The following is a 17,086-nucleotide window of genomic DNA, read 5'->3' as shown; positions in this document are numbered from 1 at the left end:
CTCTGCTTACAGCGCCCGCAGTGGTGAGCAGGCCAATGCAAGGTTGAGCACATGGAAAGCTACTACCTCGACTGGGCCAATCTGCTGCTGCGCTGGGTCCACGTCATCACCGCCATCGCCTGGATCGGCGCGTCCTTCTACTTCGTGATGCTGGACAACAGCCTCGAGAAGCCGCAGGACCAGGAATCATTGGACAAGGGCGTCGGCGGCGAGCAGTGGGCGGTGCATGGCGGCGGCTTCTACAACATGCAGAAGTACGCGCTGGCGCCGAAGAAGCTGCCGGACCACCTGCACTGGTCCTACTGGGAGAGCTACTCCACCTGGATCACCGGCTTCGCGCTCTTCACCATGTCCTACCTGTGGAACGCGAGCACCTACCTGATCGACAAGTCCAGGATGGACTGGCAGCCCGGCGCCGCAATCGGCGTGGCGCTGGCCTTCTTCGTCGTCTTCTGGATGGTCTACGACGGCATCTGCCAGCTCTTCGGCCGGCGCAAGAACGGCGACACCATCGTCGGCGTGCTGGTCGCGCTCTTCATCGTATTCGCGACCTGGCTGGCCTGCCAGTGGTTCGCGGGCCGCGCGGCCTTCCTGCTGGTGGGCGCGATGATGGCCACGACCATGAGCGGCAACGTGTTCTTCTGGATCATCCCGGGCCAGCGCAAGAACGTGGCGGCGCTGCGTGCCGGCCTGCCGGTCGATCCGATCCACGGCGAGCGCGGCAAGCAGCGCAGCGTGCACAACACCTACTTCACGCTGCCGGTGCTGTTCGCGATGCTGAGCAATCACTACAGCTTCACCTACACGCACAAGTACAACTGGATCGTGCTGCTGCTCATCATGCTCGGCGGCGCGGCGATCCGGCAGTTCTTCGTGGTGCGGCATCGCTTCAAGCTCGGCAACGCGGGCAATCCGCTGCCCTATGCGATGGTCGGCGTCGTGGTGCTGGGCCTTTCCATCGTCTGGATGCGGCCCGAGCCCGCGGCCGCGCCGGTGGCGGGCGCTGCGGCACCGAAGGTGGCCTTCGGCGACGTCAAGAAGGTGCTGGAGCAACGCTGCTACATGTGCCACGGCGCGCAGGTGCAGATGAAGAACGTGCGGCTCGACACGCCCGACCAGGTGGCGGCGCATGCGCAGGGCGTCTACCAGCAGGTGGTGGTGACCAAGATCATGCCGATGAACAATTCGACCGGCATCACCGACGCGGAGCGCGCGCTGATCGGCAAGTGGTTCGAGACCGGCGCAAAGACGAATTAGCGCCTGTGGACAATCGGGCCTGGAGACACTCGCAATGAAGCCAACAAATCCCGTACCCGATCCCCATTCCGCGCCGCGCGAATTCCTCGAACATCTCTACCGTGCCGCGGTCGAACGCGCGCTGCCGCTCGCCAGCATGGGCCCCTACCTGCCCAAGCCGCCGAAGGGCCGCACGCTGGTGCTCGGCGCCGGCAAGGCCGGCGGCTCGATGGCGCAGGCGCTCGAGGCGCTGTGGCCGGCCGACGCGAAGCTCGAAGGCCTGGTCGTCACGCGCTACCACCACATTCCGCCACGTCCCGAAGGCCTGGCGCAGCGCATCGAGATCGTCGAGGCCGCGCATCCGGTGCCCGACGAGGCCGGGCTCAAGGCGGCCGAGCGCATCCTCGCGCTGACCGAAGGCCTCACGGCCGACGACCTGGTGCTGTGCCTGATCTCGGGCGGCGGCTCGGCCCTGCTCACGCTGCCGGCCGAAGGACTCACGCTGGCCGACAAGCAGCGCATCAATAAGCAACTGCTCGAATCGGGTGCCCACATCGGCGAGATGAACTGCGTGCGCAAGCATCTCTCGCGCATCAAGGGCGGCCGGCTCGCCGCGGCCTGCGCGCCGGCGCAGGTGGTCACGCTCACCATCAGCGACGTGCCGGGCGACGACCCGGCCGTGATCGCGAGCGGCCCCACGGTGCCCGATGCGACGACCTGCGCCGACGCCCTGGCCATCCTCGACCGCTACGGCATCGAGGTGCCGGCCGCCGTGCGTGCGCAGCTCGAAAACGGCGCGCTCGAAACGCCCAAGCCCGCCGACGCGGTGTTCAAGGGCCATGCCACGCATCTGATCGCCACGCCGCAGCAATCGCTCGAAGCCGTTGCCGCCGTGGCGCGTGCGGCCGGCATCGAGGCCCACATCCTGAGCGACGAGATGGAGGGCGAATCGCGCGAGGTCGGCAAGGTGCACGGCGCGCTGGCGCGCGCGGTGGCGCTGCGCGGCGCGCCCTTCGCGAAGCCCTGCGTGATTCTTTCGGGCGGCGAGACGACCGTCACGATCCGGCCGCGCCAGCCGGGCCAGGCCAAGGGCCGCGGCGGCCGTGCGGGCGAGTTCTGCCTCGGGCTCGCGGGCGCGCTGGCCGGGCAGAAAAATGTGTGGGCTCTTGCCGCCGACACCGATGGCATCGACGGCGTCGAAGACAATGCCGGCGCCTTCGTCACCCCCGACACGCTGGCGCGCGCCGAGGCCGCAGGCCGCAAGCTCGCCGACCACCTGGACCGCAACGACGCCTACGGCTACTTCGATGCCATCGGCGACCTCTGCGTGACGGGACCGACGCACACCAACGTCAACGACTTCCGGGCCTTGCTGGTGCTGTAGGGCGTCTTCTTCCGTCTCATGGACGCCCGCCCGGTATGCGGTACGGGCCGTTCGACCCCACTGCGCCGGCCGCTTCGCGGCTGCCCTGCGGTGCTCGCCTTTCGCGGGGTCTCGCTCGAACTCGCCTTCGGCTCAGACAATCGCGAGCCCTGATCCGCGAAAGGCTGTGCTCCTCGGCGGCACAGGGCATACCGCCCGCCTCCGCACCTCCGTACTCTCTTCAATCAAACGCCTGAGCTTCGTCAACGACTTCCGCGTCTTGCCCGTCCTGTAGCGACGGGGAACAAGGCCATCGCCTCTTCGCGCACCGCCTCGACCAGCCGCAGCCGAAGCGACGCACGCGACCAGATCAGCCCGATGCGGCGCGGCTCGAAGGGCAGCGGCAGCGGGATTCGCGTGAGCCGCAAGCCCTCGGGCCAGGGCCGGATCCAGTCGGGCACCAGCGAAACGCCGAGACCGCGGTCGACCATCACCGCGATGGCACCGAGCGCGTTGAGCTCGAAGCGTTCGCGCGGTTTGATGCCGGCCTTGCGCAGGTACTGCTCGGCCTGCCTGCCGCCCCATTGCGTGCGGTCATAGCGAATCAGCGGCTGCGTCGCCAGCAGCTTGTGCGGATCGGCGCCGGCCCATTTCGCGGGCGCCAGCACCACCAGCGGCTCCTCGCGCAGCAGCTGCCAGCACAAGGCCTTGGGCAAGGCGACCGGCGACTGCAGCACGATGGCGGCGTCGAGCTCGCCGCGCTGCACCGCGGGGTGCATGTCCACCGAATAGCCGGGCTGCACGTAGACGTTCACGCCCGGGTAGCGCTTCACCAGGCCGGCCAGGATGTCCGGCACCATGCCGAGCAGCGCGTTGGTGCCGGCGCCGAGCCTCAGGTCGCCCGACAGCGTCGCGTCGTTGGCCACCGTGCGCAGGTCGACCACCTGGACCAGCAGCTCGCGCGCGCGCAGGGCGATGCGGTCGCCGGCCTCGGTGGGCGCCACCGTGCGGCCCATGCGCTTGACCAGCGGCGTGCCCATCTCGCGCTCCAGCGCGCGCACCTGCTGGCCGATCGCCGCCGGCGTGAGATTGAGCCGGCGCGCGGCTTCGGCCATCGACCCGTGCTCGATGACCGCGACGAAGCTCTTAAGGAAGTCGGTATTCACAGTAAATGAAATCTCACTACTGTCCGGTTAAATGACCCGCGCCGAACCTGAGATCAAGCACTGGCGCGGGCCGCAGGCCGATTTTGTTTGGTGCCGACTTGAACGTCGATCGCGAGGAACCGCGTACTTTCCGGGGTCTGACAGCCCTGGGGAGCACGCGTGTACGTCGGCAAGACCTTGTTCGCTCAACTCATGGAGTTCGTTCCATGGACCAGCTTCGCCCGAATCGTGAATCGCTATGGTGGCAACTCGGGCGTTCGCACACTGACCTGTGCCGAGCAGTTCCGCGCCATGGCGTTCGCCCAGTTGACGTGGCGAGAGAGCCTGCGCGATATCGAGGTCAGCCTGTCCGCCAATGCCAGCAAGCTCTATGCGATGGGTTTTCGCGCGGCGGTCAAGCGATCGACCCTGGCCGATGCGAACGAGTCGCGCGATTGGCGCATCTGGTCCGACCTGGCGGCGGTGCTGATCCGTCGCGCGCGCAAGCTCTACGTGGGCGATGCGGTGCTCGGCGTGGAATTGGACAACACGGTCTACGCCCTGGACTCCAGCACCATCGACCTGTGCTTGAGCCTGTTCTCCTGGGCGCCGTTTCGCTCCACCAAAGCGGCGATCAAGCTGCACACCCTGCTGGACCTGCGCGGGGCCATCCCCGCGTTCATCCACATCAGCGACGGCAAGTTGCACGACGTGAACGTGCTGGACACGCTGGTCATCGAGGCCGGCGCGTTCTATGTGATGGATCGCGGCTACGTCGACTTCGCGAGGCTGCATGCACTGCAGCAGGCCGGCGCCTTCTTCGTCACGCGCGCCAAGTCGCCGATGGACGCCCGGCGCGTCTACTCGGCTACCACCGATCGCAGCACCGGCATCATCAGCGATCAGCAAGTGATGCTCAATGGGCACTACTCGGCGAAGAAGTATCCGCAGCACCTGCGACGCATCCGGTTCAAGGACCCGGAGTCGGGCAAGACTCTCGTCTTCCTGACCAATCACATGGCTTTGCCGGCGCTGACGATCGCTGCGCTCTACAAGAGCCGCTGGCAGGTCGAGTTGTTCTTCAAGTGGATCAAGCAGCACCTGCGCATCAAACACTTCATGGGCAACAGCGAGAACGCGGTAAAGACGCAGGTCTGGTGCGCCGTCGCCACTTACGTGCTCATCGCCATTGTCAGGAAGGAGCTTCAACTCGATGCCTCTCTCTACACTTGTCTACAGATATTGTCGGTCTCGGTATTCGAGAAAACCCAGCTCTCATGCGCCTTGCAGGCCGATCTGTCCCATTCGGAACCGCCTGACCTCGCTAACCAGTTGAATCTGTTCAACTTTTAACCGGACAGCAGTGATGAAATCTATATTCTGAAAATAGCACAAGGCGATTTTTCTTTTGGATGCCTGCGCGCAGACTCGGCTTCGGAATTTCTTCTGGAGACAAAAAAGTGCGCAGCAAGCTTTTTGTGCCCGGCTCGCGCCCGGAGCTCTTTCCCAAGGCGCTCGACGGCCCTGCCGATGCGCTCTCCTTCGACCTCGAGGACGCCGTTGCGGAGGATCGCAAGGCCGAGGCGCGGACACAGGTCGGCGCGCTGTTGCGCTCGGCCGCGGCGCAGGCTTCGGGCAAGACGCTGATCGTGCGCGTCAACGCGATCGACACGCCGCACTTCGAGGCCGACGTTGCGGCCGTGGCGTGCGAGGGCCTGCATCTCTTGAATCTTCCCAAGGCCGAATCCATCGAGCAGGTCATGGCCGCAGTGGCCGCGCTGGAAACGGCCGAGCGGGCGAACGGCGTCACGCGCCCGGCGCGCCTGCTGCTGAACGTGGAGTCGCCCAGGGGCCTGCGCCAGGCCGCCGCGATGGCGCAGGCGCATGCGCGCGTGGCCGGCCTGCAGCTCGGCTTCGGCGACCTGTTCGAGCCGCTCGGCATCGCGCGCCGCGACATCGCCAACGTGCATGCAGCCATGTTCGCGATGCGGCTGGCGGCCGGGGAGGCCGGCGTGTTCGCCTACGACTCGGCCTTCGCCGACGTCAAGGACGCCGAAGGCTATCTGGCCGAGGCCGAGATGGCGCGCCGCCTCGGCTACCTGGGCAAGAGCTGCATCCATCCCAGCCAGGTGGCGCTGGCGCACCAGGTGTTCTGCCCCTCGGAGGCTGACATTGCGCGCGCACTGCGCGTGACCGAAGCGGCGCGCGAAGCGCAAGCCCGCGGCGTGGGCGCCTACCTGGTCGACGGCCGCATGGTGGACGCGCCTTTCGTGCACAGCGCCGAGGCCATCGTGGCCGACGCGAAGCGGCTCGGCCTGCTGCCGGAGCGCTGAGCGCCGGCGGCACCCATCGATCGACCTTCACAAACAGACCGGAGACAACATGACCATCGCTCGCCACTTCATTCCCTCTCTCGCCGGGCGCCGTCGCGCGGCAGCCGCCCTGATGTCGATGCTCGGCGCCGCCGTCTTCTGCAGCAGTGCGACAGCACAGGAGCCCTGGCCTTCGCGGCCGATAACGATCGTCGTGCCTTATCCGGCCGGCGGCTCCAACGACGTGTTCGCGCGGGCCGTGGGCCGCCGTCTTTCCGAGGCGCTGGGCCAGCCGGTGGTGATCGACAACAAGCCCGGTGCCAGCGGCACGCTGGGCACCGGCATCGTCGCCAAGGCAGCGGCCGACGGCTACACGCTGGCGGCGGTGTCCTCGAGCTTCGTGACCAATGCCGCGGTGCAGCCGCGCTTGCCTTTCGATCCGGTGAAGAGCTTCGCGCCGGTGGCCATGATGGCGCAGGGACCTTTCGTGGTTGCGGTGCGCGCCGACCTGCCGGCAAGGACGCCGGCCGAGCTGGTAGCGCTGGCCAAGCAGCGGCCGGGCAAGCTCAACTACGCGTCCTCCGGCCCCGGCAGCACCAACCAGTTCGCGACCGAGCTGCTGAAGGGGAGTGCCGGCGTCTTCATCACGCACATTCCTTACCGCGGCATGGCGCCGGCCACCACCGATCTGATGGGCGGCAACGTCGACGTGCTGATCGCGAGCGGCCCATCGCTGCAGGCGGCGCTGCGTTCGGGCAAGGCGCGCGCGATCGGCATCACCAGCGCGAAGCCTTCCGCCATCGCGCCGGAGCTGGCGCCGATGGCGCAGGCCGTGCCCGGCTACAGCTTCAGCATCTGGTGGGGCCTGCTCGCGCCCGCGGGCACGCCGCCGGCGGTGGTGCAGCGCCTCAATGCCGAGATCAACAAGATCGTCGAAGGGCCGGAGATGAAGTCCTTCCTCCAGCGCGAAGGCGCCGAGCCCGCGGGATTGACCGCGGCGCAGTTCACCGCGCAGATCCAGCGCGAGATCCCGTACTGGCAGAAGGTTGCCAAGGACGCGGGCATCTCGACCGAATGATGGCGACGAACGCTTTCCCCAACTCCGCCGGCAGTGCGCTCCCGCGCCAACCGGCGCCGGCTGAAGCCTGCGATGCGCACATCCATGTCTTCGATGCGCGCTTTGCGGAAGCGCCCGGCGCGAAGCTGGTCGCGACGCCGGCGCATGCCACGGCCGCCGACTATCGGCTGATCCAGCAGCGGCTCGGCACGCGCCGCGCAGTGGTGGTTCAGCCGCGCGCTTACGGCACCGACAACAGCGCCACGCTCGATGCGATCGCGCAGCTTGGGCCCGCGCACACGCGCGGCATCGCGGTGCTGACGCCCGAGGTGAGCGAGGACGACCTGCAGCGGCTAGATGCGGGCGGGATCCGCGGCCTGCGGCTCACGCTGCATGCCGCCACCGGCGCGTCGACCCGCTTCGACATGCTGTTGCCGCTGGCCGAACGCATCGCGCCGTTCGGCTGGCATCTGCAACTGCATTTTCACGCGGCGCAGATCGTCGAACATGCGGCCGTGCTGCGGCAGCTGCCGTGCCCGGTCGTCTTCGACCACCTGGCGCGCCTGCCGGTGGGCGGCGAAGCGCGGGATGCGGCCCTGGCCGTCGTGCAGGAACTGCTTCGCGAAGGTCGCGCCTGGGTCAAGCTCAGCGGCGCCTACCTCAACACGCGCACCGGCGCGCCGGACTATGCGGACACGGTGGACGACGCCCGTGCGCTGGCCGCCATCGCGCCCGACCGGTTGGTGTGGGGGAGCGACTGGCCGCATCCCACCGAGGAAGAACACAAGCCCGACGATGCGCGGCTCCTGGACCTGCTCGCCGAGTGGGTCCCCGATGCCGCGACGCGCAGGGCCATCCTGGTCGACAACCCGGCCCGCCTCTACGGCTTCGCCTGAAGCCCTGGCCGCCTCCGTTCTTTTTTCGAAAGCGACTTCCCATGCTCTCCTCGCGCCGAGCGTTCTGCTTCTTTTCGCTGCCGCTCCTGATCTCCCTGCTGGCGCTCGCGCCACGCGCCCAGGCGCAAGCCGACTATCCGAATCGCCCGGTGAGGCTGATCGTGCCAATCGCGGCCGGCCAGGCCACCGACATCCTGGCGCGGCTGGTGGCCGACCAGCTCGCGCGTTCGCTCGGCCAGCCTTTCGTGGTGGAGAACAAGGCCGGCGCCGGCACCACCATCGGCACCGACTTCGTCGCCAAGGCTGCGCCGGACGGCTACACGCTGGTGATGGCCACCAGCGCCGGCTTTGCGGTGGCGCCGGCCATCTATGCCAGGTTGCCCTACGACCCGGTGCGCGACTTAGCGCCGGTGACCAACGTGGGCCTCGTGATCCAGACCATGGTGGCCAGCCGCGACGCGCCTTTCGACAACCTGCAGCAGTTCATCGCGAAAGCGAAATCGGGCGCGATGAACTACGCCTCCGCGGGCAACGGCTCGACCTCGCACCTGACGACCGAGATGTTCCTGCACCAGGCCGGCGTTCCGGCGGTGCACGTGCCGTTCAAGGGCGCGGCGGAGGCGCAGCCGCAACTGATCGGCGGCCAGGTGCAGTTCATGTTCGATGCGCTGCCGGCGGTGCTGCCGCAGGTGCGCGCGGGCAAGCTCAAGGTGATCGGCGTCGGTTCGGCAGAGCGCACGCCCTTGCTGCCCGAGGCGCCGACCCTGGCCGAGCAAGGGCTCAAGGGCTTCGAGGCCGTGGGCTGGATCGGGCTGGCTGCGCCCGCGGGCACGCCGCCCGCCGTCCTGGACAAGCTCAACCAGGCAGTCGGCCGCGCGATGGCGACGCCCGAGATGCAGGAGCGCCTGAAGGCGCTGTCCTTCACGCCGGCAGCCGACACGCGCGAGCATTTCGGCCGCTTTATCGCGGGCGAGATCGGCAAGTGGGGCCAGGCCGCGAAGAATGCGCGCATCGCTCCCCAATGAACCGGAAGGCGCTCCCATGACGATGACGAACATCGAAGAAGACGCAGTCCGCGGCCCGCTGTCGGGCATCCGCGTGCTCGACCTCAGCGCCTACATCGCGGGGCCCTACGGCTGCACGCTGCTGGCCGACATGGGGGCGGCCGTGGTCAAGATCGAGCCGCCTGCCGGCGACAACCTGCGCAAGTACCCGTCCACGCTCGAGGCCGAGAGCCGTGCCTTCATCGGCGTCAACCGCAACAAGCGGGGGCTGGCGCTGGACCTCAAGAAGCCCGAAGGGCTGGAGGTGCTGCATCGCCTGCTCGGCGAGGCCGACGTGCTGGTGCACAACTTCAGGCCTGCGGTGCCACAGCGGCTCGGCATCGCCTACGAGCAGCTGCGCGAACGCTATCCGGCGCTGATCTATTGCGCCGTCACGGGCTACGGCGAAGTGGGGCCGCTCAAGGACAAGGCCGGCTACGACCAGGTGCTGCAGAGCATGACCGGCATCTGCGCCATGCAGGGCAAGGCGGGCGGCCCGCCGGAGATCGTCTACGGCTCGGTGGTCGACTACTACGCGGCCTCGATGCTGGCCATGGGCGTCAGCGCCGCGCTGGTGGAGCGCGCCCGCAGCGGCCTCGGGCAGTACGTCGGCGTCTCGCTGCTGCGCAGCGCGCTGGCCATGCAGTCGGCGCGCCTCGTGTGGGCCGACGGCGAGGGCAGGGAGGTCGGGCGCGACATGCGCTCCGGCGGCGTCACCGGACTGCATCCGACGCGCGAGGGTTACCTCTACCTGTCCGCCAACACGCCGCATTTCTGGTCGGCCCTGTGCGAGCGCACCGGCCTGCAGGCGCTGGCTGACGATCCGCGCTACGACACGGTGCGCAAGCGCGCGCAGCACGCGGCCGAGATCGTGCCGCGCCTGCGCACCGCGCTGCAGCAGCACAGCGCGCTCGAATGGGAAGGCATCTTCGGCGAAGCCGTGCCCTGCGCGGCGGCGCGTGCGGTCGAGGACATGTTCGTGAACGAGCAGGTGCTGGCCGAGCAGATGGTGGCGCACTACACGCATCCGGAGGTGGGCGGCTATCGCGGCTTCGACAAGCCGGTCAAGTTCGGCAGCACGCCCGGGCCCGCACCCTTCGCATCGCCAAGCTTCGGCCAGCATGCGGCTGACATCCTGGCGGCGCACGGCTACAGCGAGGAAGAGATCGCGCGGTTGCGTTCGCTCGACGTGCTGCCGGCGCGGATGGCCTGAGCCGGGCGCCTAGCCTGAATTTCCACGCAGGGTAGTTGACCTAACGCGGTGGCCTGTTCGTCAGGTGCTGAGGGTTACGCCGACATGCGCAGAGAGTAGCCCTTCCACCAGGGGATGGGGATCGCAGTATTGAGCAGTCCGGAGGCGAGGACGATGGGCAAGTGGGCGCGGCGGTGAAAGTGGACGTGGACCTCGGAGTCGGTGACCGAGACGTCGGCGGGAGTGTCGATGAGGTCACGGAAGATGTGGCGAGCCTGAGCATCGGCATAGCCGCGCATGCGACGCGCGAGCAACCGGTACAGGCCGCTTGCGACGACCAGCAGCGCCATGTCGAAGTCCACCTTCATGCCCACCGCCGATGACAGTGCGTCCATGTGGAAGAAGCGCACGGCGTCGGACAAGGCGTTCTCGATCAACATGCGCTGGGCATAGCGGGTCAGCAGCTTGGCGTGAGAGCTGTGAGGGTCGTTGGTCAGCAGGATGGTGGGCTGCTCATGGCCGAGGTCGATCACGAAGAGCTGACGCAAGGTGGCCCCGGCCAGGCGGATCGATTGCTCGAACACGCGCGGGGTCTTGTACTTGCGCGCGGGCACATCCAGCGTGACACGGCGCCAGGCCGAGGCGGGAAGATCGGCCACCTCCTGCAGCAGCGCCGCCGAGCGGCGACGCAGCGTGATGAAGGTGATGCCCAACTGATCCAGACGCGCCAGGTGGGCATAGGTGGTCAGGCGCGAATCGAACACCAGGTGCCGCGGGAGCGCGCCGTGCTGGCGCTTCCAGAACTCGATGAAGCGGAAGATCTCTTCGGCCTCCTCACCCTTGCGCAGATCGGCGTTGGAGTAGCAAAAGGCGCGGCCGCTCGCGTCCTGCGCGAGGAAGGCCAGCACACTGGGCTGGGCGCGGCTGCGCGCGGACACGAAGTGGCGCTGGACCTGGGGATCGTCGCCGTAGTACGGCACTGAGTGGAAGTCCAGGTTGAAAGAGTGGGCGTCGAACAGTTGCTCGTCGGTGACGGCGCGGTGCCAGGCCGCCAGCAGCGCGACGGTGCGCTCACGCTCGACCCGCGAGGAGTACTCGCACAGGTAGCTCTTCTTGGGGATGACGTTCAAGCCGCAAAACAACGCCAGGCCCGGATCGGTGACCAAGGCCATGACATGGCTCTTGCGCTCGATGGACCACAGCTTGAGCGCGAGCGCGCAACGCAGGGCGTGAGACGAGGGGATCATCCTGGAGCCCGGCAGCTTGGCGCGCGCGGCGATCTCCTCGAGCTGCAGGCGCACCAGATCGGGCAAGAACAGGAACAAGCCACCGCAGCGTGTGGTGAACTGCGTGCCGGGCTGTAGCGCGAACTCGCGCACGTCGGCCACCGCCTCAGCGGTGGGGCCCAGATGCTCAAGTCGCTCGTCGTCGCCGCGCCGCGGCAGCGGCGCGAAGCCCTCCTCGCGCAGCACTTCGCGCACGGCGGTGGGACTCAAGGGCGTGCCGTGCTCCTTGAGTGCCTGACTGATCTCGTAGACCGAATGGTTCTGCTTGCGCAGGGCCACGGCCAGGTCGTGGGCCTTGGACTTGAGCGGCTGGGTGCGTGGACCGGGACTGGGAGAGTGGAAGAACTGCGGATCGGGATCGCGGCGGAACTGATGGCACAGCACGCGGAAGGATCCGGGGGTGTAGCCGAAGGCGCGGGCGACCTCGTGGGAGGGGCGGTCTTCGACGAAGAAGGCGCGCAGCGCTTCGTACTGGCGCTGGCGGGGATGGGAGGGCTCGGCGAAGAATCGTCGGATATCTGTTAGATCTTTAGGTACGCCTATACCCATACGTGCATTGTGCTATATGGAGAATGGCGGTGTCAACGACAATCCCATCGGTACCCATCAAAGATCGGGAACCTCAAGCTGCATGCGGCTTGGCGAGAGATTGGCGTGGACTGGCACAAGCAATGCAGAAATGCCAACGGCCCCGCGTGGGGCCGTCGAGATGATGGGGTAGGCGCACCAACTGCTAACGCTGGAGGGCCAGGCCCCTCCGCCAACACAGCAGAAGCGGTCTGCTCCTATCGAGCAGCGTTACCCAAATAGTGGTGCGTGGAAATCCAGGCTAGGCGCGCGAAGCGCGCGCGGGCTTGCGGTGCGCGCCCGCGAGCGCATCCAGCCCGGCGAACATGTAGCGCATCAGGTCTTCGAGCAGCCCCTCGCTGTCTTTGGCGATCGCGGGCAGGACCTTGCTCGGTATCTCCTTCGGCGCCACCAGCATCACGATGCAGGGCAGCACCGAGAACACGAGGGCGCGCTGCACCGCGGGATGGTCCGGCGGCAGTTCCAGGATTTCCGAGATCAGGCCCAGCAGCAACTTGGCCTTGGGCCGCACCGCCTTGTCGACCAGCGCCGGCGCCAACGGCCCCGGCGACATGATCTCGCGCAGCACGACGCGAAAACCCCAGGGCGCGGCCTCGCGCGAGGAGGGCGCCAGCATGTGCGCGAGCAGCGCGCGCAGCTTCTGCCGCGGATCGCCGAGCGAGCGCGTCATCTCGATCAGCTCGTCCACGCTCACGATCTGGCGGTGCGCCTCGACCAGCACCTCTTCATACAAGGCCTCGCGACTGCCGAAGTGGTAGTTGACCGAGGCCATCGGCGTGCCGGCGCGCTCGCAGATCTCCTTGCTGGTGGCATCGGCATAGCCGCGCTCGGCGAACACCTGGCCCGCGGTCTCGAGCAGATGCGATCGGGTAGCGGCACCGTCGGGGCGCGGGGCGCGCCTGGCGGGCGCGATGGAAGCTTTCTTTTTCGCAGTGGATGGCATATGACAGGCCCATGAAAAGGCCGGAATTAGTTTGAATTTGAATTCAAATTCGATATCATCCAGTCTACTTCATCGACGACGCACCGGCGAGAAAGCAAGAGCAAACCCATGAACAAGAAACCCCTCATCGTTGGCGCCATCGTCCTGCTGGCGGCCGTCGCTTCGGCCGCCTGGTACTTCAACCGCAAGCCCGCCGACAGCGACAGCCTGGTGCTCTACGGCAACGTCGACGTGCGCCAGGTCTCGCTGGCCTTCAACGGCAGCGAGCGCATCGGCAGGCTCGAGGTGCAGGAGGGCGACCATGTGAAGGCCGGCCAGGTGCTGGGCATGCTGGACACGCGCACGCTCGAGTTGCGCGCGGCCCAGGCGCAGGCGCAGATCGGCGTGCAGCAGCAGGCGCTACAGCGCCTGAAGACCGGCAGCCGCCCCGAGGAAGTGGCGCAGGCCCGCGCCGGCGTGTCGGCCGCCCAGGCCGATGCCGAGCTCGCACGACAGCAGCTCGACCGGCTGCAGGGCATCCGCCAGACCACCGCCGGCCGCGCGGTGAGCCAGCAGGATCTCGACAGCGCGCAGGCCCGCCGCAAGGTGGCCGAGGCGCAGCTTGAGAATGCGCGCAAGGCGCAGCAGCTGGTCGTGACCGGGCCGCGCAAGGAAGACATCGCGCAGGCCCAGGCCCAGCTCGAAGTGGCGCGTGCCGAACTCGCACTGCTCAACCACCAGCTCGCGCAGGCCGAGCTCAAGGCGCCCATCGATGCCGTGGTGCGCGCGCGCCTGATGGAGCCGGGCGACATGGCCTCGCCGCAGCGCCCGGTGTTCACGCTCGCGATCACCGATCCCAAGTGGGTTCGCGCCTACGTGACGGAGGTCGATCTCGGACGCATCAAGCCCGGCATGGCGGCCACGCTCACGACCGACAGCCACCCCAGCCAGCCGCTCGCCGGCAAGGTGGGCTACATCTCCTCGGTGGCCGAGTTCACGCCCAAGACCGTACAGACCGAGGAGCTGCGCAGCAGCCTGGTCTACGAGATCCGCGTGCTGGCCGACGACAAGGAAGACCGGCTCCGGCTGGGCATGCCGGTCACGGTCCGGCTGTCGCTCGACGGCGCCAAGCTCGCGGCGGCCGGAGGCGCGCGCTGATGAACGCCGCCGCGCCGGCGCTCGCCGGGCAGGGGCTGCACAAGGGCTTCGAAGTCAAGGGCTCCAAGCTGCTGGTGCAGGCCCTTGGCGACGTGTCGCTGCAGGTTCCCGCCGGCACGCTTTGCGCGCTGGTCGGCCCCGACGGCGCGGGCAAGACCACGCTGCTGCGCCTCGCGGCCGGACTGCTGCGCGCCGACCGCGGCACGCTGCACGTGCTGGGCATCGACGTGGCGGCCGATCCGCAGGCCGTGCAGGACCGCATCAGCTACATGCCGCAGCGCTTCGGGCTCTACGAAGACCTGAGCGTGCAGGAGAACCTCGACCTCTATGCCGATCTGCACGGCGTGCCGAAGAATGTGCGGCGCGAGCGCTATGCGCGGCTGATGGAGATGACCGACCTGGGCCGTTTCACCGCGCGCCCGGCCGGCAAGCTCTCGGGCGGCATGAAGCAGAAGCTGGGCCTGGCCTGCACGCTGGTGCGCTCGCCCGAGCTGCTGCTGCTCGACGAGCCCACGGTCGGCGTCGATCCGCTGTCGCGGCGCGAGCTCTGGGAGATCGTGCGGCACCTGGTCGACGACGAGCGGCTTTCCGTGATCGTGAGCACCGCCTACCTCGACGAGGCCGAACGCTGCGCCCAGGTCTTCGTGATGCACGAAGGCCGGCTGATCGCGCAGGGCGCACCGGAGCAGATCCGCGACAACGCGCGCGATCTGTGCTTCATCGCCAGGCCGCCCGAGGGTGTGCCGGCGCGCACGCTGCAGGCGAAGCTCTTGGATGCGCCGGCGTCGATCGTCGATGCCGTGCCGCAAGGCGGCGAGGTGCGCTTCATCCGCCGGCCCGATGCCGACGAGCAGGCGCTGGCCGCGCTGTTCGACGGCGCGCCCGTCGAGCCGGTGCCGGCGCGCCTGGAAGACGGCTTCATGGTGCTGCTGCGCGCGAAGCAGAAGAAGGAGAAGGAAAAGGGCGCTGCCGCAGCGCAACCGCAGATCGCGACCGTTGCCGTTGCGGGCGAGCCCGACGAAGTCGTGATCGAAGTGAAGGAGCTGGTGCGCAAGTTCGGCGACTTCACGGCTGTCGCGAGCACCAGTTTCGATGTGCGGCGCGGCGAGATCTTCGGCCTGCTCGGCCCCAACGGCGCCGGCAAGACCACCACCTTCCGCATGCTCTGCGGCCTGCTGCCCGCGACCAGCGGCTTCCTGCAGGTGGCGGGCGTCAATCTGCGCCATGCGCGTGCACAGGCCCGCAGCCGGATCGGCTACGTCTCGCAGAAGTTCGCGCTCTATGGCAACCTCACCGTCGCCGAGAACCTCGAGTTCTTCGGCGGCGCCTACGGCTTGCGCGGGCAGCGCCTGCGGGATCGCATGCAGACGGTGCTGCAGCAGTTCGACCTGCTGGGCCAGGAGAAGGCCACCAGCGGCCTGCTGCCCGGCGGCTTCAAGCAGCGCCTGGCCATGGCCACGGGCCTCTTGCACGAGCCCGAGATCCTGTTTCTCGACGAACCCACCAGCGGCACCGATCCGCTGGCGCGGCGTGAGTTCTGGCGCCGCATCACCGCGCTGTCCGAAGCCGGCGTGACGGTCATCATCACCACCCACTTCATGGAGGAGGCCGAGTACTGCGACCGCATCGTGATCCAGGACGCCGGCAAGCTGCTGGCCATCGGCACGCCGCAAGAGGTGCGGGTGCAGGCGGGCAGCGCGCCGGACATGGAAGAGGCTTTCATCGGCATCGTCACGCAGTCACGCGAGGCAAGGGCATGAGCGGTTTCTGGCGCCGACTCATCGCACTCACGCGCAAGGAAACGCGGCAGCTCGTGCGCGATCCGAGCAGCATCGCCATCGGCATCCTGTTGCCGATCATCCTGATCCTGATCTTCGGCTTCGGCCTCTCGCTCGACGTCAAGAACGCGCCGCTCGCGGTGGTGATGGAGGACAGCTCGCCCGCGGCCGCCGATGCGGTGGCCGGCCTGCAGCTCACGCCCTACATCGCGCCCGTCATGCTGAGCTCGATGCGCGAGGCCGAGCTGCTGATGCGCGAGCGCCGGGTCGACGGCATCGTGCGCGTGCCCGGCGACTTCTCGCGCCGTCTCGCGGCCGGCGATGCGCGCATCCAGGTCATCGTGCACGGCGCCGATGCGGGCCGCGCCAGCATCGTGCTGCGCTACGCCACGGCCGCGCTCGGGGGCAACGCACAGCGGCAAGCCGACCGCGGACAACCCGGCACCGGCATCGGCGCGGTCAGCATCGAGCAGCGCATGTGGTTCAACAGCGCCAACACCAGCACCTGGTACCTGGTGCCGGGCCTGATCGTGCTGATCATGACGCTGGTCGGCGCCTTCCTCACTGCGCTGGTGATGGCGCGTGAGTGGGAGCGCGGCACGCTGGAGGCGCTGTTCGTCACGCCGGTGCGGCCGGTCGAGATCCTGCTGGCGAAGATCATTCCCTACTTCGGCATCGGCATGGTCGGGCTCGCGCTGTGCCTGGTCGCCGCGCGTTTCCTGTTCGAGGTTCCGATGGTCGGCTCGCTCGCGCTGCTGATCCTCGCCGCCATGCTCTACATGCTGGTCGCGGTCGGCATCGGGCTGGTCATCTCCTCGGTCACGCGCAACCAGTTCCTCGCGAGCCAGGTCGCGCTGCTCGCGAGCTTCCTGCCCTCGCTGATGCTGTCGGGCTTTCTGTTCGACCTGCGCAACGTGCCGACGGCGGTGCGCATCGTGGGCCAGGCGCTGCCGGCCACCTACTTCATGGAGCTGATCCGCACGCTCTTCCTCGCCGGCGACGTCTGGCCGCTGGTGCTGCGCAACTGCGCGATCCTGGTTGTCTATGCCGTGCTGCTGCTGGGCCTGGCGCGCTTCGTCACGCGCAAACAACTCGACTGAAGGCTTCGCC

Annotated in this window: 14 protein-coding genes; 11 read left to right on the top strand and 3 right to left on the bottom strand. The window is 68.0% G+C overall.

Annotation, left to right across the window (positions count from 1 at the left end; all coding sequences use genetic code 11):
* The first annotated feature begins 51 nt into the window (after positions 1 to 51).
* Both ACSQ9I_RS21515 and ACSQ9I_RS21510 read left to right on the top strand, forming a co-directional pair.
* A complete protein-coding gene (locus tag ACSQ9I_RS21515) occupies positions 52 to 1,257 on the top strand; it encodes a urate hydroxylase PuuD (protein WP_436290905.1) in 1,206 nt (401 codons plus the stop codon).
* Positions 1,258 to 1,291: 34 nt separating this feature from the next.
* Positions 1,292 to 2,620, top strand: coding sequence for a glycerate kinase type-2 family protein (locus ACSQ9I_RS21510; protein WP_436314391.1), 1,329 nt, complete (start codon positions 1,292 to 1,294; stop codon positions 2,618 to 2,620).
* Positions 2,621 to 2,862: 242 nt separating this feature from the next.
* On the opposite strand, the gene ACSQ9I_RS21505 is transcribed toward ACSQ9I_RS21510, so the two are convergent.
* A complete protein-coding gene (locus tag ACSQ9I_RS21505) occupies positions 2,863 to 3,765 on the bottom strand; it encodes a LysR family transcriptional regulator (RefSeq protein ID WP_436314390.1) in 903 nt (300 codons plus the stop codon).
* Between the two features lie 159 nt (positions 3,766 to 3,924).
* Between ACSQ9I_RS21505 and ACSQ9I_RS21500 the strand changes: the two genes are divergently transcribed.
* From ACSQ9I_RS21500 to ACSQ9I_RS21475, 6 genes are all read left to right on the top strand, one after another.
* Entirely contained in the window at positions 3,925 to 5,097 is a 1,173-nt protein-coding gene (locus ACSQ9I_RS21500) for an IS4 family transposase (protein ID WP_436314389.1), read from the top strand.
* Between the two features lie 107 nt (positions 5,098 to 5,204).
* On the top strand, positions 5,205 to 6,077 hold the full coding sequence (locus ACSQ9I_RS21495; protein ID WP_436314388.1) for an HpcH/HpaI aldolase/citrate lyase family protein: 873 nt from the start codon (positions 5,205 to 5,207) through the stop codon (positions 6,075 to 6,077).
* 49 nt (positions 6,078 to 6,126) lie between these two features.
* Positions 6,127 to 7,134: a tripartite tricarboxylate transporter substrate binding protein gene (locus ACSQ9I_RS21490; RefSeq protein ID WP_436314387.1), complete on the top strand. Its 1,008-nt coding sequence runs from the start codon at positions 6,127 to 6,129 to the stop codon at positions 7,132 to 7,134.
* A complete protein-coding gene (locus ACSQ9I_RS21485; RefSeq protein WP_436314386.1) occupies positions 7,131 to 8,009 on the top strand; it encodes an amidohydrolase family protein in 879 nt (292 codons plus the stop codon). Before ACSQ9I_RS21490 ends, ACSQ9I_RS21485 begins: the two co-directional genes overlap by 4 nt.
* 41 nt (positions 8,010 to 8,050) lie before the next feature.
* Positions 8,051 to 9,034 (top strand): Bug family tripartite tricarboxylate transporter substrate binding protein, encoded by a 984-nt coding sequence (locus ACSQ9I_RS21480; RefSeq protein WP_436314385.1) that lies wholly within the window; start codon positions 8,051 to 8,053, stop codon positions 9,032 to 9,034.
* A 22-nt stretch (positions 9,035 to 9,056) separates the two neighbouring features.
* Positions 9,057 to 10,265: a CaiB/BaiF CoA transferase family protein gene (locus ACSQ9I_RS21475; RefSeq protein WP_436315795.1), complete on the top strand. Its 1,209-nt coding sequence runs from the start codon at positions 9,057 to 9,059 to the stop codon at positions 10,263 to 10,265.
* Positions 10,266 to 10,339: 74 nt separating this feature from the next.
* Here the strand turns inward: ACSQ9I_RS21475 and ACSQ9I_RS21470 are convergent, their stop codons facing one another.
* Positions 10,340 to 12,079 (bottom strand): hypothetical protein, encoded by a 1,740-nt coding sequence (locus tag ACSQ9I_RS21470; RefSeq protein WP_436314384.1) that lies wholly within the window; start codon positions 12,077 to 12,079, stop codon positions 10,340 to 10,342.
* A 280-nt stretch (positions 12,080 to 12,359) separates the two neighbouring features.
* Positions 12,360 to 13,061, bottom strand: a complete 702-nt coding sequence (locus ACSQ9I_RS21465) for a TetR/AcrR family transcriptional regulator (protein ID WP_093102881.1) — start codon at positions 13,059 to 13,061, stop codon at positions 12,360 to 12,362.
* Between the two features lie 108 nt (positions 13,062 to 13,169).
* On the opposite strand from ACSQ9I_RS21465, the gene ACSQ9I_RS21460 reads away from it, so the two are divergent.
* From ACSQ9I_RS21460 to ACSQ9I_RS21450, 3 genes are read left to right on the top strand one after another with little or no spacing between them, the layout of a single operon-like run.
* Positions 13,170 to 14,198 carry an HlyD family efflux transporter periplasmic adaptor subunit gene (locus ACSQ9I_RS21460; protein WP_436314383.1) on the top strand — a complete coding sequence of 343 codons (1,029 nt, stop codon included), beginning with the start codon at positions 13,170 to 13,172 and terminating at the stop codon, positions 14,196 to 14,198.
* Entirely contained in the window at positions 14,198 to 15,958 is a 1,761-nt protein-coding gene (locus ACSQ9I_RS21455) for an ATP-binding cassette domain-containing protein (protein WP_436314382.1), read from the top strand. Before ACSQ9I_RS21460 ends, ACSQ9I_RS21455 begins: the two co-directional genes overlap by 1 nt.
* Positions 15,955 to 17,076 carry an ABC transporter permease gene (locus ACSQ9I_RS21450; RefSeq protein ID WP_436314381.1) on the top strand — a complete coding sequence of 374 codons (1,122 nt, stop codon included), beginning with the start codon at positions 15,955 to 15,957 and terminating at the stop codon, positions 17,074 to 17,076. Before ACSQ9I_RS21455 ends, ACSQ9I_RS21450 begins: the two co-directional genes overlap by 4 nt.
* The last annotated feature ends 10 nt before the right edge of the window (positions 17,077 to 17,086 follow it).

The organism is Variovorax sp. LjRoot84 (assembly GCF_964254305.1).
Taxonomy (GTDB): Bacteria; Pseudomonadota; Gammaproteobacteria; order Burkholderiales; family Burkholderiaceae_C; genus Variovorax.
Note: the sequence above shows the minus strand (reverse complement) of the source record. Positions and strands in the feature narration are given on the sequence as shown.